Raw genomic sequence first — 25599 nt, 5'->3', positions numbered from 1 at the left:
TTAGTCCTTTCGGTTAATTGATTGGTTTGCAAAAAACTGTTCCATTTGGTTAACTGCTTGTACTAGTCCTATCCGTTGAATGGGGATGTCGGTTCTAAGATTAGCAATTATAGTTTCTCCGTAGTGTCTAGTTAATAATCTAGGGTCTAGTACGTAAATAGTACCAAAGTCATTTGCGGTACGTAATAATCTTCCAATTCCCTGACGTAGTTTAAGGGTGGTTCTTGGAATAGTAATACTGTAAAACGGATTATGGCCCTCGCGTTTAGCAATACTATAACGTGCATGATTATACGGATCCTCAGGAGAATCAAATGGCAATTGAGCAATCACTAAATTTTCTAACAAATGGCCGGGGAAATCAACCCCCTGCCAAAAAGTATTCGCTCCTAATAATAACGCTGGTTCATTATGAATAAAACGGCGACTAACCCTTGTAGCGGTTCCGTGTACTCCTTGAGCTAATACTAAATTGTTAGCGGTGAAGCCTTCTTGATGCATAATTTGATACACATTTTTAATCATTGCTAATGAATTAAATAGGACTAGGGTTTGCCGTTGTGATTTTTCAAAAATTTGCATAATACTGTGAGCCAAGTATTCTCCAAATTCAGGACTGTCTACTTTACCATTAGTAAAGTCGTCAACTAAGAAAATTTTGGCCCTATCAGCCGCAGAATATTCACTTTTCATTCTTCTAAGCTTAGTTTCTTCTGGCTTAATTTGGAAAGAATCAAAAGTATATTGTGATTTCTTAGAAGGCAATAACGTTGCTCCGGTAAATGTGACTGGTTCAAATAGTGGATAAACTTCATTAGCTAATAATTGAACATTGGGCGCAATGCCAAAACTTAACCGAATAGTTAAGGGATCTTTAGCGGCATTAATGGAAATCCAATATACGCGTTCATTTAATTCGTTGGCATTTACGTTTAAAGCTTCTGTTAGATCAGTCAAGTAAGTTACCAAGTCTTCAATAAGATCCATAAACTTAGTTAATTTAACTGCATCGGCTGGATTAGCGGTTTTTAGTAACTGATTTAGGCGCCCTTTTAGGCGTTCTACGGACTTAGGTAACTTTTTGGTAGCTTCAGTTAATTGGCTGATTAGAACTAGTTGCTCTCCTAAGAAATTTTGTAACAGGTTATTAGGGATTAGCCATTCAAAGCTATCCTCTCTACTGTGTAGTCGTCGGTGAGCAACGAATCTGTTAAAGATTTGGTCAATTAGTTGGTTTAATGATAGTTTGACCCCGTCTAAACGGTTTAAAATATCGACTACTAATGATTGAACTGATAGATCTGAACCTATTAGTTCCTTAATTTGACTGTCATGACTATTTTGCCACATAGCGATAATCTTGTTGTAAGTGGCAATGCCATCAAATAAACGAATATGTTTTTGACTAATTTTGGCAGCGCGATCAGCAAAATCTTGAGCTTCATCAATCACTAAATATGGTTTTTCAGGTAGTTCAGCAAATTTAGCCGTATTGTTTAGCAAATAATCATGGTTAACAATTACAAAATCAGCTCGTTTAGCTTGTGCTAAAGCATAACGTAAGAAGTCGTCACCGTAAAAAGCGCTCTGTTTATCCAACCACTTAACGCCGTCATGCTCAATACTACTAAGAAACGGAACTTGTTCAGCATTAAGATGTAGTTCATCTAAATCCCCTGTTTGTGTTTCGGTTAACCAAACCAAGATTTGACTTTTAACAAACTTAGTCTGAGCAGAGTTATCATAAACCGCTAACTGGTCTGTAAATTTGGTTAGGTCAATATAGTGGCGATTGCCTTTTAATACAGCTGCAGTAACTGGAAATGGTAAGATATCGTTTAATAGTGGAAAGGCCTGTTCTTTTAATTGCTCTTGCAAGTAAGTGGTTGAAGTACTGATGACGACTTGCTTGTGTGGCCGAGATAGATAACTAAGTGGTAACGTATATCCCAGACTTTTACCGATTCCAGTAGGTGCTTCGATAACTAGATTATATGTTTGGTGCACTTTAGCAGCAGCATAGTTATTGTAAATTAGGTTCATCATTTTATTTTGTTCTGGTCGAGCTTCTAAATTAACTAATAATTGGGCTTTAGCAGCCGTAGTTTTAGGATACTTGGCATTTTCTGGAATTTGACTTTTTAAGACCTTTTCTCGTCTTCTTAAGACAATACCATGGTGTAAAATAAGATGATCTGCTAGTCGCGAGTCAGTATCAACACGATTATCCAGCTCGTCTTTAAATAAGGTCATCGTTTCCCATGGTAATTCCGGATTTAGACTAACAATTTGATTTAAAGTCACCGTTGGTAACTGATGCAATTGGTTAATTAAGACGGTTAATAATTTGGCCGTAGCTGTTGCATCACTATCCGCTGAATGGGGTTGTAAATGATGAATATTAAAATAAGAACTTAGATCTTGAAGCCGATAACTAGTTAACGTCGGCAGTAAAATTTGACTCAACGTGACAGTATCAATCGCTAGATTATCTAACTCTGGATAACCTGCTCGTTGTAATTCCATATTAAGAAACGGGAAGTCAAAATTAACGTTATGGGCCACAAAAACAGTATCACTCAATAATTGAAATATTTGAGCCGCTACCTGATCAAAGGTAGGTGCTGAAGTTACTCTATCGGCACTAATGCCAGTTAGCTGGGTTATCCGGTAACCAATGGGCCTTTCTGGATTAATATCCGTAGAGAAGGTTTTAATAATTTGTTGATTTTGAACTAAACTGCAGCTAAATTGAATAATTCGATTTTCTGCATGTAAATCAGTTCCAGTTGTTTCAAGGTCTACAACTGCAAAAACGGTTTGAGAATTCATTTTTTCACCACTCTATCTGCAAGCTATTACCTATCTATTTTACAAGAAATTAAATAGTTTTGTTGTGGATATTGTTAAAAGCGCATTATTTTATAAATCTTTAAAGTTACTTACCCATTGTAGGTCTTTATTAGCCGGTATGTTAAAATTGGAATGTTTGAAAGTGAGCGATTATTGTGAAAAAAATTGGATTCGGAGCAAGCTCCGCAAAAATTATTTGGTTTGGTGAACATAGTGTAGTATACGGCCAGCCGGCTATCGCTTTACCATTACCGGCAGTTAAAGTTTCTGCCCAGATAAAAATTAGACAGCAAGGAACTAGTCAAATTTTCAGCCGGTATTATGATGGTGATTGGGATCAAGTCCCAGTCGAAATGGCCGGAATTAAACAATTAACTGAGTCTTTACGACATCAGCTAGGCTTAACTGATTATCAATTCCAGTTAGTAATTGACAGTGATATTCCAGCAGAACGCGGAATGGGCTCTTCTGCGGCTACAGCAGTTGCAATTACTAGAGCTTTTTTTGATTTAAGCGAAAAGCATCTAACTAGAACCGATTTATTAAAAGCAGCGAATATTGCTGAACAAGTTACTCATGGCAATCCCAGTGGCTTAGATGCGGCTACTGCTAGTGCTAAGTGGCCGATTTGGTACGTCAAGAATAAAGAAAATACTAAGCTACCTATTAATTTATCAACGGCCACGATGGTGATAGCCGATAGCGGTGTTAAAGGTAAAACTAGCGTAGCTGTCAATCAAGTAAAAGAGCAGTTAATAATCGATCCCAAAACTCAAGATATTATTGATAAAATGGGAGCTGTTGTTAATCAAGTCCCGTCTGCTTTAATTGCTGATGATGTACCATTACTGGGTTCGTTAATGAATCAAAATCATAATCTGTTACGGCAATTAAATGTTAGTACCCCTCAGTTAGACCTAATGCAGATCCAAGCCCTTGATTCAGGAGCATTCGGAGCTAAATTGACTGGTAGCGGCTTAGGAGGCTGCCTAATTGCTATTGCCCCTAATTTGATAATAGCTCAAAAAGTAGCTAATGACCTCTTTCAAGTAGGTGCGTCAGCTACCTGGATTCAACCTTTAAATCAATTTGAAAAGCAGGATTAAAAATGACTAACGAAAAACATTCCTTTACCGCTCGAGCCCATACTAACATTGCGTTAGTGAAGTATTGGGGTAAACAAAATGAGGATTTAATCATTCCTCAAAACGATAGCCTGTCGTTAACCTTAGATCAATTTTATACAGAAACAACCGTTACTTTTGATTCTCAATTATCTGCTGATGTTGTTGTAATAGACGATGAAGTGGCTCAAGAAACTGACTACCAGCGAGTAGTTGCATTTTTGGACATTATTCGCCAAAAAACTCAAGCGCCAGATCACTATTTTCAAGTTATTTCTGTTAACCATGTCCCTACCGCTGCAGGCTTTGCATCTTCGGCTTCTGCATTTGCGGCTCTAGCAGCTGCGGCTAGTCGAACAGCTGGCTTAAAGTTAGATCTTACCGAATTATCTAGATTAGCAAGACGTGGATCTGGTTCTGCTAGTCGTTCTATTTTTGGTGGTTTTGTTCAATGGCATACGGGACAAGATGATGCATCTTCTTACGCTGAACAGTATGCTTCGGCTGATGATTGGGATATTGGAGTAATTGCGTTAACCTTACAAAAAGCTCGTAAGAAAATTTCTAGTCGTAAAGGGATGCAATTATCCGTTAGTACCTCTCCATTTTATTCTGAGTGGGTAAAATTAGCTCAAAATGACATTGAAGTGGTTAAACGGGCCATTGATCGAAATGATTTCACTACTTTGGGAAAAGTTAGTGAAACTAACGCTTTACGTATGCATGCCCTAACCCTTAGCGCGGATCCAGGTTTTATTTACTTTACTGGTCAAACCATTGAAATGTTAAATGAAATTCGCCAATTACGGGATAATGGTATTGAATGCTACGCTACGATTGATGCAGGGCCAAATGTTAAGGTCCTCTGCCAAAAGGAAAATGCTAATAAAATTATGAGCCACTTTAATCAACTATTGGGATCGGAAAACGTTACCTACACAACTCCTGGTTCTGGCGTTGAATATCTTTAAAAAGTGAAAGGAAATGATTGTTTGATTTCAGCTAAAGCACCAGGAAAATTATACATTGCCGGAGAATATGCAGTTGTTGAAACTGGTAATCCAGCAATAATCGTGGCACTAGATCAATTTGTGACCGTAACTATCGAAAAAAGTGAAAGATATGGTAGTATCGTTTCTAAACAGTATCAAGACAGCTCCGTTCAATGGCAACGCCGCGGTGATGAAATCGTTTTAGATAATCGTGATAATACGTTCAACTACATCCTTTCAGCCATTCGTTTAACCGAAGAATACGCTCAGTCAATGGGTTGTAAAATGGAAACCTATCACCTAAAAGTTAATAGTGACCTGGATAGCCCAGACGGTAAAAAATATGGTTTGGGTTCTTCAGCTGCTGTAACTGTAGCCACCATTAACGCTCTGTGTCAATTTTATAAATTACCCTTGACTAAGGATCGTTTATTTAAATTGGCGGCAATTGCGCACTTAGACGTTCAAGGAAATGGATCATTAGGAGATATTGCCGCCAGTGTCTATGGCGGTTGGATTGCTTATCGTTCTTTTGATCGAGAATGGCTAAAAAGTGCTCGTTACGAAGAAAAATTAACCAACTTAATTGATTTGAAATGGCCAGCATTAGAAATTCGGCAATTAACCCCCCCTAATAACTTAAAATTACTCATTGGTTGGACTGGTTCACCAGCCTCCACATCTAGATTAGTTGATAAAGTAGCCTTTAAAAAGGGTCAACAACTTAAAGGATATCAAAATTTCTTGCAAGCTAGTGCCCAATGCTTAACTGATATTGTTACCGGGTTTGAAACTAGTAATCTTAAACGCATTATGGCTGGTATTTCTCATAATCGGCAACTTTTGCAAAAATTATCGAAACTTACCCAAGTAGATATCGAAACTCCGCTTTTAACTAAAATGTGTAATATTGCTGAACATCATCATGCAGCTGCTAAAACATCTGGTGCTGGCGGTGGCGATTGTGGCATTATGATCACTGATAAAACAGAAGTGGACGACCAATTAGTTTCAGAATTACAAGATAACGGTGTCCAACTTTTACCCCTTGCGGTTCATATGGTGACCGATTTAGATTAGGAGATTAATGATGACTTCACAACATGAACACCGAAAAGACGAACATGTTTCCATTGCTCAACATTTTTTTAATACTAAAAAGCCCACTAATGATTTTGCTAGTGTCCGATTCGTACCCCAACAATTAGCTAGAACTTCTATCGCAGCTATTGACTATCAAACTCAAATTGGTGGTGTTTCATTAGCACACCCCTTTTATATTGAAGCAATGACCGGTGGCAGCGAACAAACCGGCCGATTAAATAAACGTTTGGCATTAATTACTAGAGAAACCGGCTTAGCCATGGCCGTTGGCTCTCAAAGCGTGGCCCTTAAACAACCAGAACTGGCTGCTAGTTTTCAAGTCGTTCGCCAACAAAATCCGACGGGGGTAATAATTGCAAATATTGGGGCGGATCATTCTGGTCAAGAGGCTCAACAGGTTATCGATATGATTGATGCTGACCTCTTGGAAGTTCACGTAAACGTTGCTCAAGAACTGATCATGCCAGAAGGTAATCGGCAATTTAACTTTCGCGAAAATATTCAAGATATTTTAGCTACCGTTTCTGTTCCGGTAATCGTTAAAGCAGTTGGATTTGGGATGAGTCAAGAAACTTTGCTAGAGTTGCAGGATTTAGGTGTTCAAACTGTGAATATCAGTGGTCATGGCGGTACTAATTTTGCCCAAATTGAAAACTTTAGACGCCCTCATAAGGAGATGACTTACCTTACCGACTGGGGATTGTCTACCGTTGAATCAATATTAGAAAGTCAGCCGTTGCAATCCCAACTAGCCATTATCTCCTCTGGTGGCATTCAAGATCCTAATCAGGTTGCTAAAGCTCTGGCTCTTGGAAGTTCGGCAGTTGGCGTCGCAGGTTACTTCTTAAACCAACTATTTCATTTTACTGATGAAGAAATTATTACTAATATTCAAGAATGGCAATACGGAATCAAAAGCATTATGGCTATGCTCAATGCACCAACATTAGCTAAATTAAGACAAACACCAGTAATCTTTGACGAAAAATTACAGAATTACCGACAACAACGACATTTAAACTAAAAGACCTAACCAAGTTCAAGAAACGTTCCTGAGACTTAGTTAGGTCTTTTTCATTATTAGTTCATATTAAATCTAAAGCGTTTAGGGAAAAAGTTTTTAACGGTGCCATTAACTACCTTACCAAAGCCAACTGGTTGTTTATCATGAACCAGTAAATACCAATTTTTAGCTAAATTAGGATCACACGTAAACGTTTCTCCAGCCACGTATTTTTGCCATTCTTCATCAGAAATGGTCAATTTTTGTTGCCACTCAGCTGGATGTAAAGCTAAAGCCCAAGCATAACTAGGTTCGAAACGATTTTTCTTAAAAGTACCTAACCAAAGTCCCAGGCGACTAATTTTAATTCCAGTTAAATTAGGGGTCTGTTCTGGAATGCTATACAGTTGATCCCTAAAAGTGACTAATTTACCAGTTGCCGAAGTAGTTAAATGTTCTTTAGCAAATTGCTGCCAAAGTTTAACTTGGTCTTTATTTAACTCTTTTACGGCCGGATTAATGGTTTTAGCTGGTTTTTGGTTGATTTGCGAGTCAGCTAGTGGTTTTCTTAATTTAGCAATAAAATGGCCTTCTCCTGGAAAAAGATGAGGGAATAAGCGGACACAGTTAATTAAATCGGGATTGCCATCAGCCCATTCAGGTCTACCAGTACTCATTTGAGGGTACTTTTTCACTGGTAAAATTTCAAAACCATATTCCTTAACTAACCATGCAATAATTTGTTCATCTTCTTCTGGCGCAAACGTACAGGTAGAATAAATTAATTCTCCCCCTGGGCGCAATACCTTGATCGCATTTGTTAGAATTTCTTTTTGCCGGGTGGCACATTCTTTAGGATAGTCTAACGACCAGTACGAGGTGGCGTTAGGATCCTTTCGAAACATACCTTCACCAGAGCACGGTGCGTCTACTAATAATCTATCAAAGAACTCTGGTAAATGTTTAGCCAAAGTTGGAGTATCTGTATTAGTAACAATTGTATTGGTCATACCGAATCGTTCTACATTTTCAGTTAAAACTTGAGAACGAGTGGAATCAATTTCGTTAGCCATTAAAAAACCAGTATTATTCAAAAAACTACCTAAATGAGTAGTTTTACCACCAGGAGCCGCGCATAAATCTAGTACTTTTTCTCCTTGATTAGGACTAGCAACTTCTCCCACGTACATTGCACTGGGTTCTTGACTATATACCGCCCCACTTTGGTGATCACTGGTTTTGCCACTAACACGCCCATAATATCCCCATTTACTGTAAGTAATTGGCTGGCTTAAGTTTTCTTGAACCGGTGCGTTTTGTTTCAAGGGATTAATGCGAAAACCATGAAGAGGTTCCGTATCAAAGCTAGCTAAAAATTGACTAGCTTCCGGTTCTTTAAAGAGTTGTTGGTATTTTAAAATAAAGTCCGTTGGTAATTGCATAAGGACCTCCTACAAGTTTTTCAATTGACTATTGACACACATTTAGATATTATAACATGATATGAGACAATATTGAGGTGATTAGTATTAATAAGAAATTAATTGCGCTGGATCTAGACGGCACAACGTTAAATAATAACTCCCAATTAAGTGACTTAACTATTAAAACCCTTAATACAGCGGTTCAAGCCGGTCACGTAGTTAGTATCGTTACGGGCAGACCTAACCGAATTTCAGAACAATTTTACGACCAATTAGGGTTAAAATCACCAATGATTAATTTTAACGGCAACCTGGGGATTCTACCTCACGAGAAATGGCCGTTAGAATATGAATACAATGTTGATAAGGATATTGTGGCGGAATTATTAAGTAAAAAAAGTGAGTTGGGAATTAAATTAATCGCTATTGAAGGCCGAGATTTATTTATGGCTAATCGTGGAGCTACCATTGATATGGGTTTCTTTCCTACTATTTTAAAGGCAGGGCAACAATTAACTCACCAAAACCTTCAAGACCATCACAACCCAATTAGCATTACGGTAGCCGTGGAACCAGAAGCGATGGTAACCATGACTTCCTATGTAGAAACTAATTTTGGTGATCAGGTTAGTATTTCACCTTGGGGTGGCAAGTATTCAATTGTCGAAATTGCTGCCAAAGGAGTTCAAAAAGCAACTGGCGTTAAAATATTGTCAGACTATTATGGTATTTCTCAAGCTGACATTATTGCAATTGGTGATGAACACAACGATACTACCATGATTGACTATGCTGGATTAGGAGTTGCTATGAAAAATGCGATTCCTAGTATTCAAAAAGCAGCCAACGTGATTACTAAGTATACCAACGAAGAAGATGGCGTTGCTAAGTTTTTGAACCACCAGTTAGACTTACAAATAGCCGAATAATTAACTGTTAAAAAAGCCAACACTAATTTTTAGTGTTGGCTTTTTTAGTTAATCATCATAATGGAATTGAATGGTGGCGTTAATTGCTTTTTGCCAACCATTATATAGGTGATCTCTAGTAGCAGCGTTCATATTAGGAATAAATTCGTCCCTAGAATGAATGGTTTGCTTAATTTCATCAATATCTCGCCAAAAACCAACTGCTAATCCAGCTAAAAATGCTGCCCCTAACGCAGTTGTTTCAGAAATAGATGCTCGTTCAATTGGTGTATTTAAGATGTCAGCTTGGAACTGCATGAGATAATTGTTATTAGCTGCCCCACCATCAACTGCTAAAGTTTCTAAATCAATGTTAGTTTCAGCTACCATTGTGTCAATTACATCACGAGTTTGATAAGCTAAGGATTCTAAAGTAGCGCGAACAAATTGATCTTTGGTAGTTCCCCTAGTCAGTCCAAAAACGGCTCCTCTAGTTTGTTGGTCCCAATATGGAGCGCCCAACCCAGTGAAGGCTGGTACTACGTAAACTCCACCACTATCTTTAGCATTGATGGCCATTTGTTCAGATTCTGATGAATGTTCCACCATTTCCATACCATCACGGAGCCATTGAATTGCTGACCCAGCCACAAAGATACTACCTTCTAAAGCATAGGTAATTTTGCCATCGATCCCATAAGCAATAGTGGTTAAAAGACCGCGGTTAGACAAAGTAGGAGTTTCACCAGTATTCATTACAATGAAAGCTCCGGTTCCATAGGTATTTTTGATCATACCTTTTTTAAGGGCCATTTGGCCGAATAAAGCAGCTTGTTGGTCTCCAGCAATTCCGGCAATGGGTACTTGGACACCAGAGAAAGTGTAGCCTGCAGTATAACCAAAAATTTCTGAAGATGAATGAACTTCAGGTAGCATGGAACTAGGAATGTCTAAAATATCTAAAATGTCTTGGTCCCATTTTAAGTCATGAATATTAAATAGCATTGTGCGGCTGGCATTTGTATAGTCAGTAGCATGCACTTTACCATCGGTTAACTTCCATAAAATCCAAGTATCAATGGTCCCAAATAATAAATCACCCTTTTCAGCCTTTTCACGGGCCCCTTCTACGTGATCTAAAATCCATTTAATCTTGGTAGCTGAAAAATAAGAATCAATGATCAGTCCAGTTTTATCATGAACTAAGTCTTGATAACCATCTACCTTTAACTTATCAGCGATATCACTAGTTTGTTTGGACTGCCATACGATAGCATTGTAAATTGGTTCACCAGTATTTTTATCCCAAATAACCGTAGTTTCACGTTGGTTAGTCATACCAATTCCGCGAACTTTATAAGGGGGGATATCAGATTCAATTAAGGCTTCTGAAATTACTGACTGAACAGCATTCCAAATTTCGGTAGCATCATGTTCTACCCAGCCAGAATGGGGAAAGAATTGGGTAAATTCTTTTTGGGATTTACCGACAATTTCTCCCTTATTATTAAATAAAATTGCTCGGGTACTGGTAGTACCTTCATCAATAGACATAATATATTGTTGATCGCTCATTAAAAATTCTCCGTTCTAATTTTAATAAGTATGTAGCAACCATACTACGAAAACTAAATGATATTAATCATCTAGTTAATTAAAATTCGTTGTTATATAGTCAAAAACCTAGGGGAACCTAGGTTTTTAATTGTTATTTTTCATCACTTTTTAGAACGCCACCAACACTGTAATGGTCAGGTTGCATTTCATTTAAAATCACGTGAACGTCAGAATCCTGACAACCCGTGTTTTTTACTACGGCTTTGGTAACGTCTTGAACGATTCCTCGTAATTGTTCTTGGGTACGTCCGGCAACTAAATTGATTTTAACAATTGGCATAATTACCCTCCTAAAGTTATCTCAGCGGTCAGCAAAAAGGCCATCTCGCTGATGACTCTTTAAAGTTAACTGCTATTAGCTAAAGTGTTCTTCGTCGTGTTCATTGACGATGATATGGACACGTTCTTCTGGAACAACAGCATTCTTAGCAATTGCTTGTGTAACATCTGCAACCAGCGCTTTAATTTGTTTGGGGTCTTGCCCTTCACGCAAGTCAATATTAACAATTGGCATAGTTACCCTCCTCGGTCACGGATTGAATCTTTTCTAATTGTACCTTAAGAAACCGTTTCATTCAAACCCTGCTTAATAATATTTAATTTTCTGAAAATAAAGCTTTTTAATGTATATTTATGAAAAAAATTTGCAAAAACAGATCCGCATTATTCAAGATATGATAAAATTAAAAAATATTTAAAAAAGGAGAATGAAAATTGATTGAAAAACAATTATATTCGGCTTGTACAAGTATTTTAATTGGTAAAAAAGCCAGTATTGATGGCTCTATTATGATTGGCCGTAATGAAGATAGTAAAGCAGCATGGCCGAAAAATTATATCATTCACCCTGGGAAAACACACGAAACTCCTCAGATTTTTAAGTCTAATGCAAATAAATTTGAACTTTCTTTGCCTAAAGTGGCTTATAAGTATTCAGCAACTCCGGAATGGACCTTGGATGAAGGTTATTTTGAAGAAGACGGCATTAATGAATTTAATGTTGCTATGAGTGCTACGGAAAGTGCCTACACTAATGATAATGTTTTAAGTGTTGATCCATTGGTGGCTGACGGGATCGGCGAAGAAGCGATGATTAATGTAATACTGCCATATGTAAAAACAGCTCGCGAAGGCATTTTACGTCTGGGACAAATTATTGAACGTTACGGAACTTGTGAAACCAATGGTATTTTATTTGCTGATTTAGAAGAAGTTTGGTATATGGAAACTGCAGGTGGTCATCAATGGGTGGCTCAACGAATTCCTGACGATAGTTATGCAGTCGTATCTAATCAATTGGCAATTCAAGAAATTGATTTTAATGATCATGAAAACTTTATGTGGGCCCCTTCCATTGTTGAATTTGTAACTAAAAATAATTTAAATCCAGCATTAGATGGCTCTTTTAACTTCAGGAATATTTTTGGAACCGATAGTTTACAGGACCAGTATTATAACTATCCTCGAGTATGGTACGGATTAAAGATGTTTTCACCTGAACTAGAATTCACTCCTACTAGTAATAATATGCCTTTTATTAATAAAGCTAGCCGGAAATTAAGTGTAAATGATGCCCAAGCCTATTTAGCATCTCACTACCAGGGAACCCAATATGATCCAGTTGGCGCCGGTTCACCCGCAGATAAAAAACGATTCCGTCCAGTAAGTTTGGCTAAAACTCAAGAAGCTCATGTTTTACAATTACGGCCCAATATGCCAAAAGAAGCTGCTGGAATTCAGTGGTTAGCTATGGGAGTAGCAGCGGAAAGTACTTTCGTTCCGTTTTACGCGGGTGCTACTCAAACTCCTGATAGCTACCACCAGGCTCGACCTAAGTTTAATCCCGAAAATGCGTACTGGGTCTATAAACATGCTAGTGTTTTAGTAGATGCTCATTACGGATTATTCGAACCTAAACTTCAAGATGTTCAAGCAGAACTCCGGCAAAAATTTGGTCAAGTTATTTCTGAAACTGATCAAAAAGCAGTCTATCATTCTGGAATTGAATTAAAAACGTTATTAACTAAAGTTAATTTTCAAAATGCAGAATTGGGATTAACTAGGTACCGTCAATTAGCCAGTGACTTAATCACTTTGGCTACCGATTTATCACCACTTAACTACAAGCACGATACGAATTTATAAGGAGTTATCTCTATGGAAAATAAAGCTAAAATTTCCTTAGTGGGACTAATTTTAATGATTTTTAGTTCTATCTATGGTTTTGCTAACACCCCCATTGCCTTTGCTCAAATGGGTTATGCTAGTATCATTTGGTACATTTTTGCTGCCATTATCTTTTTCTTACCTTCAGGTTTAATGTTTGCTGAGTATGGCGCCGCTTTTAAAGAGTCTCATGGTGGTTTTTATTCTTGGTTATCTGAATCCGTTGGTGATCGCTTTGCCTTTGTAGGAACCTTTATCTGGCTTTCCACTTGGGTAATCTGGATGGTTTCAACATCTTCTAAAGTGTGGATACCACTATCCACTTTAATTTTTGGTTCTGATCAAACTCAAAATTGGCATTTTCTAGGGTTAACCTCCGTTCAAACGGTTGGTTTATTAGCTTTATGTTGGATGATTTTAGTAACCTTCTTTACCACCCGCGGAGTTAAATCAATTGCTAGAATTGCATCGATTGGTGGGGTTTTCGTAATGGTCTTAACGGGAATTTTCTTTGTTTCTTCCATTATCTTATTAATTGTTAACCATGGCGAATTGCAACAACCTATTCATGGGATCTCTAGTTTTGTTAAGTCCCCTAATCCACAATTTGGTTCGCCTATCGCAGTAATGTCCTTCGTGGTATATGCTATCTTTGCTTACGCTGGAATGGAATCTATGAGTGGCTTAGTCGATGATTTAGATCAACCAGAAAAGACTTTCCCTAAAGGGATTATGTTTGCAGCCTTTTTCATTACTATTTTTTATTCATTGTCTATCTTTCTTTGGGGGATTAGTACTAATTGGATGAACGTAATCAGTGGTGATAAGGTTACATTAGGAAATGTTACGTATGTATTAATGAATAATTTAGGTAACTTCTTTGGACATAGTTTAGGACTTTCTAACGGTACTTCAGCAATGATCGGTTCTTTACTTTCACGTTTTACTGGTTTAAGCATGTTTTTTGCATACTGTGGTTCCTTTTTTATTTTGACATACTCACCACTAAAATCATTTATCATGGGATCACCAAAAGAACTCTGGCCTAAAAAAATGACTAAACTAAATAAAGCTGGCATGCCTGCGTTTGCAATGTGGCTTCAAGCTGGTATTGTAGCAGTTTTCATTCTTCTGATTGCCTTTGGTGGTGCTGGAGCTCAAAAATTTTATTTAATTTTGACTGATATGGGCAACATCTCAACCTCAGTGCCATTCTTGTTCCTTATTGGAGCCTTTCCATTCTTTAAGAAGAAACAAAATATTGAACGGCCATTTGTTGCGTACAAGAATCCAATCATTACTAATTTAATTGTGGTAGTTATTTTAATCGTAATTTCCCTAGGAATTATCTTCACGGCCCTTCAACCCATTTTGGCACACGACTATGTCACTGCCTTTTGGACAATCATGGGTCCATTATTCTTCGGAAGTGTAGCTTTAATTTTCTACTCGTTTCGTAGTAATAAAAATAAATAATAAAAAAGCAATTCGAAAATATTTTCGAATTGCTTTTTTATTATTTTTGTGGTGCTTCTTCGTAGTCGCCATTAGGACAAACAACCTGAGTTCCACCCTTAATTTTCTTTTCTACTAAGAAATATTGATCTTTAGGACAATTACGTCCTACTGGTTTATCCCAGGAAACAAAATCACATTCTGGAAAGCGTGAACAACCATAAAAGACCCGATTCTTCTTAGATTTACGTTCAATCACTTGGCCTTCATGACATTTAGGACAAGTAACTCCAATTTCTTTGACAATCGCTTTTGTATTACGACAATCAGGGAAACGAGAACAAGCATGAAATTTACCATAGCGCCCCATCTTAACTACCATTGGTGCCCCACAGATATCACAGTTAAACCCAGCAGGCTCATCTTTGATTTGCACTTTTTCCATATTTTCAGTGGCTTTTTGCACTTCCGTTGAAAATGGTTGGTAAAACTCATCAATTACTTTAACCCAGTTTTCTTGACCTTCTTCAATTTCATCTAGTTCATTTTCTAGATTAGCAGTAAAGTCAACGTTAACAATATCTGGGAAATAATCTACGATAATAGAATTAACAATTTCACCTAATTCGGTAGGTTCAAAACGTTTACCGACTAATTTAACGTAATAACGACGTTGGATAGTTTCTAGAGTTGGAGAATAGGTTGATGGTCTTCCCACCCCTTTTTCTTCCAAGGTTTTAATCAACGTAGCTTCGCTATAACGAGCAGGCGGCTGAGTGAAATGTTGATCCGGATTATTATTAACCAAATCGACTTGATCGCCAACTGCCAAGTCAGGAAGTAAATTATCCTTTTCTTTGCCATCGCCGTAAATTTTTAAGAACCCATCAAACTTCATTTTAGAACCATTGGCTCTAAAAGTAACGTTATTTTGATCAATAGTAACTGTCATGGTGTCCATAACGGCTGGAGTCATTTGACTGGCAACAAAGCGAGACCAAATCATTTGATACAATCTGAATTGATCTTTAGTTAGGTATTCCTTAACGCTTTCTGGGGTTCTAAATACTGAAGTGGGCCGAATAGCCTCATGGGCATCTTGGGCTCCTTCTGGTAATTTACCTTTAATCGGCTTAGTAGCAGCATATTGCTCGCCTAATTCATCATGAAGGTATTGAGCTGCTTCATGCTTAGCAACGGCTGAGATCCGCGTAGAATCAGTTCTCATATAGGTAATTAGGCCTTGATTGCCTTCCTTGCCCAAATTAATTCCTTCATACAATTGTTGAGCTGCCATCATGGTTTTTCTAGTCCGGTAATTTAATTTACGGTTAGCTTCTTGTTGCATGGTACTAGTAGTAAATGGTGGCTGAGGTTGGCGTTTACGTTCTTTTTTGGTGACCTTGGTAATATCAAATGGCGCTTTGGGATTTAATTGCTTAAGGATTTCTTGAACAACGTCATTGTTTGGCAGATCCTTTTTCTTACCATTTACCCCGTAAAATGAAGCCTTAAATTTTGAACGCCCTTTTTTAAACTCTGAATCGATGGTCCAATATTCTTCTGGCTTAAAAGCATTGATTTCTTTTTCCCGTTCGATGATTAACCATAGAGCAATAGATTGCACTCGACCGGCACTCAGGCCCTTTTTGACTTTTTGCCACAATAAAGGTGAAATCGAGTATCCTACTAATCGGTCTAAAATTCTTCTGGCCTGTTGAGCATCGACTAAGTCCATGTCAATACTTCTAGGATGATTAAACGATTCTTTCACTGCATCTTTAGTGATTTCATTAAAGACCACTCGGTTATCATCGTTAGGATCTAATTTTAAAATATGGGATAAGTGCCAGGCAATTGATTCTCCTTCACGATCCGGATCGGCTGCTAAATATACTTTCTTAGCTTTTTTAGCAGCACTTCTTAATTCTTTGATCGTATCGCCTTTTCCGCGAATGGAAATGTAATGGGGATCGTAGTCGTGTTCAATATCCACTCCCATAGAACTTTTTGGTAAATCACGAACGTGACCTTTACTAGCAATTACTTTGTAAGAGCGGCCTAAATATTTTTCAATAGTTTTGGCCTTAGCTGGGGACTCTACAATTACTAAATTCTTTTTGGCTGGTTTTCTTTTAGCTTTTGGTTTAGTTTTCTTTTTAGTCGTTGTACTAGTTACCATTATGTCTCCTTAGGTAATTTTTTTGATTTTAGCTGTTTATATTAGCGCATATAATAGTAGAAATTTTAAAAAACGAATCTACCACATAATATTGCAGCTTTTAAAAACTGTCAACTAACAAACTCTTCTAATAGATCCTTAGTAGTCAGGATCGGTTTAGCACCAGCGGCAATTAGTTCATTAGTACCAACGGATAAGGAACTAGTTATGGGTCCAGGAACTGCTAATACATTGCGGTTATTTTGGAGTGCCAAATTAGCGGTAATTAAACTACCCGAATGTTTAGCTGCCTCAGTTACCAAAATGGTTTCTACCAATCCGGCAAGGATGCGATTTCTTTCTGGGAAGTGGCTTTTATGCCCCCGTATGCCATTAGGATATTCACTAATTAACAAATGATTATTAGCGATATATTGCTGTAATTTTTGATTATTTGCTGGATAACTAATATCTAGTCCAGTACCAATTACCGCAATGGTCTTACCATGTTGTTGGATAACTCTAGTGTGCGCCAAAGTATCAACGCCCTTAGCTAAACCGGATACAATTACTAACTGTCGACAACATACTGGAGTTAATAGCTTAGTTAACGCTTGGATCGAATAAGTACTAGCTTTTCTAGAACCTACAATCGCCAAAGTAGTTTTATGAACCAGTTGCCAGTCACCCCGGTAAAATAAAATAATTGGAGGTAAATAACTTTCTCGTAACCGTTCCGGATAATCAGCATCACAAATACATATCCATTGCTCATTATCAACTAACTTATTGACTAACCGTTGATTCGTTAATAATTGGTTAAAACTGTGTTCAAACTCCTGTTGATACTGTGAGGTAACTAACCCCGCATTAATAATGGTTCGAGCAGTCACCTTACTTAAAAAGGGTTGCTTCAATAAAAATTGAAATGCTAAGTACCGCCCTTTAATCCCTATTCCTTTACTTAGGTGAATTCTTAATAATAATTCTCGAAGTTTCATTACTTTCTTCCTTTTAAGGGTAAATACGAAGTAATAACTATTCATTCATGAATTTTTTCACCGGACTAAATGATTGGCGGTGGATCGGCGTAACTCCATGTAATTCTAAGCCGGCAAGGTGCTCTTTTGTTCCATATCCATCATTATTTTCAAAACCATACCCCGGATACTGCTGAGCGTATTGACTCATAATCTGATCTCGATAAACTTTGGCCACAATACTAGCAGCACTAATACTGATACTTTTGGCATCTCCCTTGATTAAAGATAATTGAGAAATAGTGGTATTAATTTGCATCGCATCGATAATTAATTGTTCTGGTGTTGGCGTCAGGTTAGATAATGCTTCTTGCATCGCTAGTTTAGCTGCCTTATAAATATTAACTCGATCAATGACCGTATTATCCATTTCCCCAATGCCAATTCCTAACGCTTCTTGTCTAATTAATGGTGCCAAAATTGATCGCTGTTTAGCAGATAATTGTTTGGAATCGTTGACTTCAATTAAATCAAAATCTTTCGGTAAAATCACCGCAGCTGCGACTACTGGACCAGCAAGTGGTCCGCGCCCTACTTCATCAATACCAGCAACATAGTTAACACCTTGATGCCAAAATTCTTTTTCATACTTAAAACGATTTTGAAATTCAATTTGGCGGTCTTGTTGTTTATGTAACCGTCGTTCATTTTGAACGATGGCTTTTTGAACTCCTGAACGGGGATCTTCTTTTAGTCGCAAAAAAAGGGGATCATCAAGTGCATCCACCTTTTTTAACTGCTCTTCAATTTGTTTGACGGTTAACTGTTTACTCATTATCAATGTCCTCTAACGTATCCAAAGTAAACGGTCCCACTTTTTTACTTCGCATATCCAAAATAATTCTGTTAGAAGCGCGTTCATAGTCATCACGCATACCAATTTTTTTAGTAATTAAAAGTAATAAGTCAGCAGTTGGCAATTCTAAGTCTTCTTCAGTTAACTTATAACGTTCCTGCAAAGCTTGGGGATAATGCTTCACAAAATATTCTAAGCCAAATAAAGCAATATCATCGCTATGATAGACACTATCCTTGATAGCACCAGTTAATGCTAATTTATCAGCAATTAATTGATCTTGAAATTTAGGCCATAAAATTCCCGGAGTATCTAACAGTTCCAAATGATTGTCAGCTTTGAGCCATTGTTGACCTTTTGTAACTCCTGGACGATTACCTACTTGGGCAGCCCGCCGTTTAACTAAGCGGTTTAGCACCGTAGATTTTCCAACGTTGGGAACTCCAACAGCGATGGCTCTAATAGGCCGGGGTTTCATCCCCTTAGCTAGTTCACGTTCCAATTTATCCTTTAATAATGGATTAATGGCAGTCAAAATGTCCTTAACTCCAAATTTACCTTTGGCATCTACTGCAATTGCAGCACTATTTTGACTATAAAAATAATTAAGCCATTGTCTGGTTAGTTTTTCGTCAGCTAAATCACGTTTGGTTAGAATGTAAAGATGAGGTTTATTAGCTGAAATTCTAGCGATTTCGGGATTCAAAGTAGAATATGGAGCCCTAGCATCTACTAATTCAAATACTATATCAACTAAAGAGATATTTTCCTCAAACTCTCGGATTGCTTTTGCCATGTGGCCGGGAAACCACTGTATTGTTACTGCCATAGTAACCTCCTAATTTGTTTCAATAAACTCCGTCCAGGCTTCATCAAAAATCGTCATGCTAGGAAGGTAGTTTGCATTTTCTTCTAGATATTTAGATAATTCATCAAAATCCATTGACTGTTTAGGAAATGATTGATCAAAAAAAGCGTTGTTAGCAAATTCCGCTATTTCTTCTGTACTACCAGGATTTCGTTTAGTCATTAGAAATTGATAAAAACTTTTACGCATTATTCCCCTCCGCATTAGTATTAGGAATTAGCATTTCAAATTTAAATTTACCAGCACCACTGGTATCAATTTCTTTAGCTTTATAGTTAATTCCGTCGCTATTCATGTGAGTAATATCTAAATAAATTTCATGCTTGTTAGCATTCATTGTTACCCACTCTGGTAAGTCGTAGTTGTTTTGAATAAATAGCATTACAAAACTGATTGGTAGTTGTAATTTTCCTACCGATAATTTTGTCGCTTTCAAGGTTACATTACCATTTGTTTCCGCTTTTGGAGTTAAAAATAGTGAATAATTAACGTTACTACCCAAAACTTTAACGGAACCATAAATGATTACCTGGTCTTCTACTTTTACTTGATACTGATTAGTACTGTTTACCTGACGTTTGTTCAGATAATAAGCTACTAAAGAATTTAGTTGTTTTTTATTTAACGTGGCTGAAGTAGGAACTGTATCAGTTTGATTAGCTGACTGAGTTACAGGAGCCTTAGCACTGCTAAACGCTAAAATAAAACTGGTAGCAACTCCTATTACTAAGAGGGATATTAACCCCCAAAAAGCCCATTTCCAGGGGTTATGTTGTCGATTTTCACTTCTCATGTTATTTCTCCTTTAACCAGTTTTCATGGCTGGTCATTGCTTTGTACAGATCATTAGTCATAATTTGGTAGCCTTTATGGTTAGGATGAAAATGATCATCGTTAGATAAATAGTTATTGATTTCTTTGCCAGAACCACTAAAAATAGTGGAAATAGATGAGGCATCTAAAGTGGAACTAGCGTTTACTTTGCTGGAATCCATTTTGAGTTTGGCCCGTTGAGAAACAGTTTTATACTGCCCATTAGATAGTTGATCATCAATAGCTATAAAGTATACTCTTTTGTTTTGAGACACCGTATTTTGCGCAGTGCGATTCCATTTAGCTACTGTTTGAGTCAACGAATTCACTTGAGGAAAGTATACGTATAGCGGATTATAAATACCAAACAAGTAAATATTAGCTTTAGGATTTAACTTCCGTACGTTGGTCAATAATTCTTGCAAGTGAGTTTGATAATCTTTAGCTGCAGCGTCAGCTTTTTGAGCTAATTTATTAGTATTAGTTTCTAAAGCATTATTTTTAAAGAAAGCCAGTAAATCATTACCACCGGTAGTAATAGTAATAACATTTGCTTTTTTAAGGCCTTTTTGAACTTTAGTATTTTGGGTAACTCGATCATTAATTTGAGTTGTTGTTTCTCCAGCAATTCCGTAATTAGAACTTTTGACGATCGCCTTTTTTTGTTTGGTCAGCTTTTTCGAAATTAAGGTAGGATAACCACCCTGATTGTTATCGCCGATTCCCTGCGTTAATGAATCCCCCACAGCTGTAATTTGAATGTGCGGAGTTTGAGTTGTTTTAAAAAAATGCGCCCCGGCTAAGACTAGTCCAACTACAATAACTAATCCTGCTCCAATTAACCCACGACGTTTTATCTTTTTGACCCCCATATAATTTTACCACTCCTCTATATAAACTTTTCGGGTTTGAACTATAGACTAACCTATCAGCATTTTAAACCTAAAAAAAGACTGGTCAAATAATTTTGGTCAGTCTTTTACAAAATTTAGCGAGGATCATTATAATACATTAAAGCAAAGGCACCTTCACCAGCATGAGTGGCGATAATTGGTGTTGTTTTTCTAAAAACAAGGGGGACAGTTGGAAAAGCTTGTTTAATTTGATCTACCAAATCAGCAATTAATTCTGAATCAGTTACATAAGAAATTCCAATTTGTTGAATGGATTCTAAGGATTGCATATCAGCTAAAACTCCTTGGAAAAACTTTTTAACGGACTTATTGCCACGGCCTTTAGACCGAATTTTGATTTTGCCGTCGGTAACTTCTAATACTAACTTAATATTTAAAAAGTTAGTAATAGCTCCGGCGACTGGATGTAACCGGCCACCCTTAACGATGTTATCTAGTGTCATAACCCCCATGTATAGGAAGCTGTGGTCCCGGACAAATTTAGTTTCAGCGATAATTGCCTGCATATCAGCGCCTTCTTGAGCCTTTTTAGCAGCAGCAATTACTTGAAAAGCTAGTCCTCGATCAGTAGTTTGACTATCAATGACGGTAACGTCTGAACTACTTAAAGTAGCTGCTTGTTCGGCAGAGTGAACCGTACCACTAATTGTTTCCGTCATATTGATAGAAAGAACCTGACTGCCATCAGCACCTAATTCGTTGAAGACATCAACAAATTTACCAACTGGCGGTTGGCTAGTCTTGGGAAGCGTTTTGCTAGTCAACATTTTATCGATGAATTCATCGTTAGTAATGTTTTCATGTTCTACATAGATCGTATCATCGATCATTACCGTTAATGGAATGATCGTAATATCATATTGTTTTACTTCTTCTTCGGTTAACCCGGCAGAGGAATCAGTCACAATTTTGATGTTTGCCATTGAGTCCACTCGTTTCTTTAATTTTCTAAGACCATATGAATTATTATAGCAGACAACTTAATATTATTCATCACCGTTTGTACTACGTTGATAAACTTCAAATTGGTAACTGTAAGGGTTATCTGCATCTGATTTAAATTCTTGTTTGGATAATAATTCAAATTCACTATAATTAATTACCGGCATGAACGTATCACCGATAAACGTATCATTAATCGTGGTCACGTATAGGCGATCGACATAAGGTAAAAGTTGTTGAAAAACGGTTGCTCCACCCGAAATAAAGTACTCGGTTTCTGGATTATCCTTAATCAAGGTTAATAGTTGTTCTAATTCGTGAATTACAGTTACTTCTTCAGGAAAATCGTCACTTTGCGCTAAAACAATGTTTTGGCGTCCAGGTAACACACCTGGATAACTCTTAAAAGTATTTGCTCCTGAAACCAGTGGATGTCCCATAGTAGTGTCTTTAAAGTATTTAACGTCGGCAGGTAAGCGCCAAGGTAAGTGATTATTCTTACCAATTAAACCATTAAGGTCTTCTGCCCAAATAAATGAAATCATATTGTTACTCCTCTTCTACACGGCCACCGGAGCTTTAATCGCTGGTGCCGGATCATAGTCAGTTACCTTAATATCTGCCATCGTAAAATCAGCTAGATTAGTTTTGTCAGGATTTAACCAGAGTTTAGGTCCTGTTTTGGGGGTGCGACTTAACTGTTCTTTAACTTGGTCTATATGATTTAGATAAATATGAGCATCTCCTAAGGTATGAATAAACTCACCGGGCTCTAATCCGGTTTGGCGAGCAATCAAACTAGTTAATAACGCATAACTGGCAATGTTAAACGGCACCCCTAAGAAAATATCACCGGAACGTTGATATAGTTGACAGCTTAATTTACCATCTGCAACGTAAAACTGAAACATAGTATGGCAAGGAGGTAGGGCCATAGTTGGAATATCTTCTGGATTCCAAGCAGAAACGATTAAACGTCTAGAATCAGGATTGGTTTGAATGGCATTAATCACATCTTGAATTTGATCGATGGTTTGGCCATTAGTGGTCTGCCACTTGCGCCATTGACTGCCATAAACTAATCCCAGATCGCCATATTGAGCGGCAAATTGATCATCGTTTAGGATGCGTTCGCAAAACAATTGCTTTTGGGTTTGGTATTCTTTGGCAAAAGTTAAATCCTGTTCCGCCCTGTGAGCAAAATTAGTCATGTCAGGTCCTTGATAATCGGTAGATTTGACAAATTTTTCAAAGGCCCATTCATCCCAAATATGGTTTTTATGCTCTAGTAGAAAACGAATATTGGTATCACCTTTTAGAAACCAAAGTAACTCGCTTTTAATTAATCCAAACGGTACTTTTTTAGTAGTTAACAACGGAAAACTTTCTTGTAAATTAAATCGCATCTGGTAACCAAAAGTACTTAGGGTACCAGTGTTAGTCCGATCCATTTTTTTGGTTCCGTGTTCTAATACATAACGCTCTAATTGTAGGTATTGCTCTTCATTCAATGTAGTGACCTCCTAATTAACGAATTGACTAAGGTATTCCCAACGTTCCATTTTAGAATTAATTTTAACGTCCAATTCATCTTTTAGTTGCTGTAATTCAGCTAATTTACCGTAATCATCACTATTTTCTTGCATTTGTTGATCAGCGACGTCTTTTTGAGTTTCTAAAGTATCAATATCATCTTCTAGGTGCTCCCACTCCATTTGTTCCGCATAGGTTAATTTGGTCTTAGACTTGGCTTTGGGTTCTTCCTTAGTAACAGTTGGTTCCGTTTTTTTAGTAGAACCAGCCTTTTTATCACTTGGTTGATCTAATTCGCTTAAGAAATCGGTAAAGACTCCTCGATGTTCTGAAATCACGCCGTTACCTTTAAAGAACAAAAGGCGATTAGCTACTTTATCTAGGAAGTAGCGATCATGAGAAACGGTAATAACCGTTCCGTTAAAGTTAGAAATATAGTCTTCTAAAACAGTTAAGGTAGCAATATCTAGATCGTTAGTTGGTTCATCAAGCAATAAGACATTGGGTTGTTCCATTAGTAGTTTTAACAGATACAAGCGCCGTTTTTCGCCACCGGATAACTTTCTGATTAACGTTCCGTGCATAAATTTAGGGAATAAGAACTGTTCTAGCAATTCAGCCACGCTAATTTTTTGGCCGTTTTTGGTGCTAACTTGTTGACCGATTTCAGATAGGTAGGTAATTACCCGTTTATCTTCTGGAATTGGTTCAATTTGTTGAGTATAGTAAGCTAATTTGACGGTTTCACCAACTTTTAATATTCCACTATCCAAGGGTAAGCGTTCCGCTAACACATTCAGCAAACTAGACTTGCCGGCGCCGTTTTCACCACTGATCCCAATTCGTTCAGCTCCTTGAATCAAAATATTAAAGTCCTTTAAGATCACTTTATTATCAATAGTTAAATTACCATCTTGAATTTCAAAAACTTGTTTACCTAATCGCTGTTGGCCTAAGTTAATGTCAACAGAATCTTCTAACTGTAAAGTGTTCACACTATCTTTCAATTCATTAAACCGGTTAATTCTGGCTTGCTGTTTAGTGGAACGGGCCTTAGCTCCGGCCTTCATCCAATCCAGCTCACTTTTATATAACTGTTGGCGTTTATGTTCGGCAGCAACTTCGCCTTCTACTCGTTCGGCCTTCAACCGTACATAGTCTTGGTAGTTACCTTGGTATTTATATAATTTTCCAAAAGACAATTCCCAAATCTGGTTAGCAACCCGGTCTAAGAAATACCGATCATGGGTTACTAATAAAATAGCTCCCTTATAAGCCGCCAAGTATTTTTCTAACCAAGCAATGGAATCAAAATCCAAGTGGTTAGTTGGTTCATCTAGCAATAGTAAATCAGGAGACTGAATCAATACTTGAGCTAGTCCAACTCGTCGTTTTTGGCCACCGGAAAGATTCTTAATTTTTTGGTCATAATCCGTAATTTTAAGTTGCGTCAAAATGGTCTTTACTTCATTGGAGGCGTTCCAAGCATCCTCTTCATTCATCTTGGCTTCAGCATTTTCATACCTTTTTTGCAATTTTTCGTCTTCTGGATGAGCTGAATAATCAGCTAAGACTTCTTCATAGTGACGAATAGTTTGATAAACCTGTTGGGCACCGGCAAAGACTGCTTCCATGATGGTCATATCTTCTGGTAAGTCTGGATCTTGACGCAAATAAGCAACACTATAAGAATTAGAAGTGGTAATGGTTCCAGTAAAATCATGGTCGGATTCCACTAGTGAATTTAATAATGAAGATTTTCCAGTACCATTAGTACCGATTAGCCCAATTCGATCTTTTTCATTAATAATAAAATTTAAATTATCAAATAAAGTTTTTTCACCGTAAGTTTTAGTTAGATTGTCCACTCTCATGGTTTGCATTAT

Annotated in this window: 23 protein-coding genes; 7 read left to right on the top strand and 16 right to left on the bottom strand. The window is 37.3% G+C overall.

Features of this window, described 5'->3' with window-relative positions:
* Entirely contained in the window at positions 1 to 2832 is a 2832-nt protein-coding gene (locus OXT66_RS04675; protein WP_268596170.1) for a helicase C-terminal domain-containing protein, read from the bottom strand.
* Positions 2833 to 3008: 176 nt separating this feature from the next.
* Here OXT66_RS04675 and mvk point away from each other — a divergent pair, with 176 nt between their 5' ends.
* Genes mvk through fni form a run of 4 tightly spaced genes read left to right on the top strand, consistent with a single transcriptional unit; the run spans position 3009 to position 7097 of the window.
* Positions 3009 to 3959: a mevalonate kinase gene (gene mvk / locus OXT66_RS04670; protein WP_268596168.1), complete on the top strand. Its 951-nt coding sequence runs from the start codon at positions 3009 to 3011 to the stop codon at positions 3957 to 3959.
* 2 nt (positions 3960 to 3961) lie between these two features.
* Positions 3962 to 4948 carry a diphosphomevalonate decarboxylase gene (mvaD, locus tag OXT66_RS04665; RefSeq protein ID WP_268596167.1) on the top strand — a complete coding sequence of 329 codons (987 nt, stop codon included), beginning with the start codon at positions 3962 to 3964 and terminating at the stop codon, positions 4946 to 4948.
* A gap of 21 nt (positions 4949 to 4969) precedes the next feature.
* Positions 4970 to 6049 carry a phosphomevalonate kinase gene (locus tag OXT66_RS04660; protein WP_268596165.1) on the top strand — a complete coding sequence of 360 codons (1080 nt, stop codon included), beginning with the start codon at positions 4970 to 4972 and terminating at the stop codon, positions 6047 to 6049.
* A 10-nt stretch (positions 6050 to 6059) separates the two neighbouring features.
* The gene (gene fni / locus OXT66_RS04655; protein ID WP_268596490.1) at positions 6060 to 7097 is read left to right on the top strand and encodes a type 2 isopentenyl-diphosphate Delta-isomerase; all 1038 of its coding nucleotides are present in this window, start codon (positions 6060 to 6062) and stop codon (positions 7095 to 7097) included.
* Positions 7098 to 7153: 56 nt separating this feature from the next.
* Here the strand turns inward: fni and OXT66_RS04650 are convergent, their stop codons facing one another.
* Positions 7154 to 8518, bottom strand: coding sequence for an RsmF rRNA methyltransferase first C-terminal domain-containing protein (locus OXT66_RS04650; RefSeq protein ID WP_268596163.1), 1365 nt, complete (start codon positions 8516 to 8518; stop codon positions 7154 to 7156).
* A 77-nt stretch (positions 8519 to 8595) separates the two neighbouring features.
* Here OXT66_RS04650 and OXT66_RS04645 point away from each other — a divergent pair, with 77 nt between their 5' ends.
* Positions 8596 to 9429, top strand: coding sequence for a Cof-type HAD-IIB family hydrolase (locus tag OXT66_RS04645; RefSeq protein ID WP_268596161.1), 834 nt, complete (start codon positions 8596 to 8598; stop codon positions 9427 to 9429).
* A 48-nt stretch (positions 9430 to 9477) separates the two neighbouring features.
* On the opposite strand, the gene glpK is transcribed toward OXT66_RS04645, so the two are convergent.
* From glpK to OXT66_RS04630, 3 genes are all read right to left on the bottom strand, one after another.
* Positions 9478 to 10983, bottom strand: coding sequence for a glycerol kinase GlpK (gene glpK, locus OXT66_RS04640; RefSeq protein ID WP_268596159.1), 1506 nt, complete (start codon positions 10981 to 10983; stop codon positions 9478 to 9480).
* Between the two features lie 133 nt (positions 10984 to 11116).
* Positions 11117 to 11305, bottom strand: coding sequence for a 2-hydroxymuconate tautomerase (locus OXT66_RS04635; RefSeq protein WP_268596158.1), 189 nt, complete (start codon positions 11303 to 11305; stop codon positions 11117 to 11119).
* A 75-nt stretch (positions 11306 to 11380) separates the two neighbouring features.
* On the bottom strand, positions 11381 to 11539 hold the full coding sequence (locus OXT66_RS04630) for a 2-hydroxymuconate tautomerase (RefSeq protein ID WP_268596156.1): 159 nt from the start codon (positions 11537 to 11539) through the stop codon (positions 11381 to 11383).
* A gap of 200 nt (positions 11540 to 11739) precedes the next feature.
* Here OXT66_RS04630 and OXT66_RS04625 point away from each other — a divergent pair, with 200 nt between their 5' ends.
* Together OXT66_RS04625 and yjeM are read left to right on the top strand one after the other, a co-directional pair.
* Complete coding sequence (locus OXT66_RS04625; protein WP_268596154.1) at positions 11740 to 13170, top strand: C69 family dipeptidase; 1431 nt, start codon at positions 11740 to 11742, stop codon at positions 13168 to 13170.
* A 12-nt stretch (positions 13171 to 13182) separates the two neighbouring features.
* Positions 13183 to 14667, top strand: coding sequence for a glutamate/gamma-aminobutyrate family transporter YjeM (gene yjeM, locus OXT66_RS04620; RefSeq protein ID WP_268596152.1), 1485 nt, complete (start codon positions 13183 to 13185; stop codon positions 14665 to 14667).
* A 40-nt stretch (positions 14668 to 14707) separates the two neighbouring features.
* Here yjeM and topA read toward each other — a convergent pair whose 3' ends face one another.
* The 11 genes from topA to OXT66_RS04565 all read right to left on the bottom strand — a co-directional run bounded on the left by topA (position 14708) and on the right by OXT66_RS04565 (position 25596).
* Positions 14708 to 16828 carry a type I DNA topoisomerase gene (gene topA / locus OXT66_RS04615; RefSeq protein ID WP_268596150.1) on the bottom strand — a complete coding sequence of 707 codons (2121 nt, stop codon included), beginning with the start codon at positions 16826 to 16828 and terminating at the stop codon, positions 14708 to 14710.
* Positions 16829 to 16938: 110 nt separating this feature from the next.
* Positions 16939 to 17808, bottom strand: coding sequence for a DNA-processing protein DprA (dprA, locus tag OXT66_RS04610; RefSeq protein WP_268596148.1), 870 nt, complete (start codon positions 17806 to 17808; stop codon positions 16939 to 16941).
* Positions 17809 to 17845: 37 nt separating this feature from the next.
* Positions 17846 to 18622 (bottom strand): ribonuclease HII, encoded by a 777-nt coding sequence (locus OXT66_RS04605; RefSeq protein WP_268596146.1) that lies wholly within the window; start codon positions 18620 to 18622, stop codon positions 17846 to 17848.
* A complete protein-coding gene (ylqF, locus tag OXT66_RS04600) occupies positions 18615 to 19472 on the bottom strand; it encodes a ribosome biogenesis GTPase YlqF (protein WP_268596144.1) in 858 nt (285 codons plus the stop codon). The genes OXT66_RS04605 and ylqF overlap by 8 nt, the downstream gene beginning before the upstream one ends.
* A 9-nt stretch (positions 19473 to 19481) precedes the next feature.
* Positions 19482 to 19700, bottom strand: a complete 219-nt coding sequence (locus tag OXT66_RS04595) for a YozE family protein (protein WP_268596142.1) — start codon at positions 19698 to 19700, stop codon at positions 19482 to 19484.
* Positions 19693 to 20304 carry a YpmS family protein gene (locus tag OXT66_RS04590; RefSeq protein WP_268596140.1) on the bottom strand — a complete coding sequence of 204 codons (612 nt, stop codon included), beginning with the start codon at positions 20302 to 20304 and terminating at the stop codon, positions 19693 to 19695. The genes OXT66_RS04595 and OXT66_RS04590 overlap by 8 nt, the downstream gene beginning before the upstream one ends.
* Position 20305: 1 nt before the next feature.
* Complete coding sequence (locus OXT66_RS04585) at positions 20306 to 21196, bottom strand: GDSL-type esterase/lipase family protein (RefSeq protein ID WP_268596138.1); 891 nt, start codon at positions 21194 to 21196, stop codon at positions 20306 to 20308.
* 116 nt (positions 21197 to 21312) lie between these two features.
* On the bottom strand, positions 21313 to 22161 hold the full coding sequence (locus tag OXT66_RS04580) for a DegV family protein (RefSeq protein WP_268596136.1): 849 nt from the start codon (positions 22159 to 22161) through the stop codon (positions 21313 to 21315).
* Positions 22162 to 22224: 63 nt separating this feature from the next.
* Entirely contained in the window at positions 22225 to 22725 is a 501-nt protein-coding gene (locus OXT66_RS04575; RefSeq protein ID WP_268596134.1) for a dihydrofolate reductase, read from the bottom strand.
* Positions 22726 to 22740: 15 nt separating this feature from the next.
* Entirely contained in the window at positions 22741 to 23691 is a 951-nt protein-coding gene (locus tag OXT66_RS04570; RefSeq protein ID WP_268596132.1) for a thymidylate synthase, read from the bottom strand.
* 12 nt (positions 23692 to 23703) lie between these two features.
* Positions 23704 to 25596 carry an ABC-F family ATP-binding cassette domain-containing protein gene (locus OXT66_RS04565; protein WP_268596130.1) on the bottom strand — a complete coding sequence of 631 codons (1893 nt, stop codon included), beginning with the start codon at positions 25594 to 25596 and terminating at the stop codon, positions 23704 to 23706.
* Between the last annotated feature and the right edge of the window lie 3 nt (positions 25597 to 25599).

Source organism: Lentilactobacillus senioris, assembly GCF_026798195.1.
Classification (GTDB): Bacteria; Bacillota; Bacilli; order Lactobacillales; family Lactobacillaceae; genus Lentilactobacillus; species Lentilactobacillus senioris_A.
This window is presented reverse-complemented; position numbering and strand designations above follow the sequence as displayed.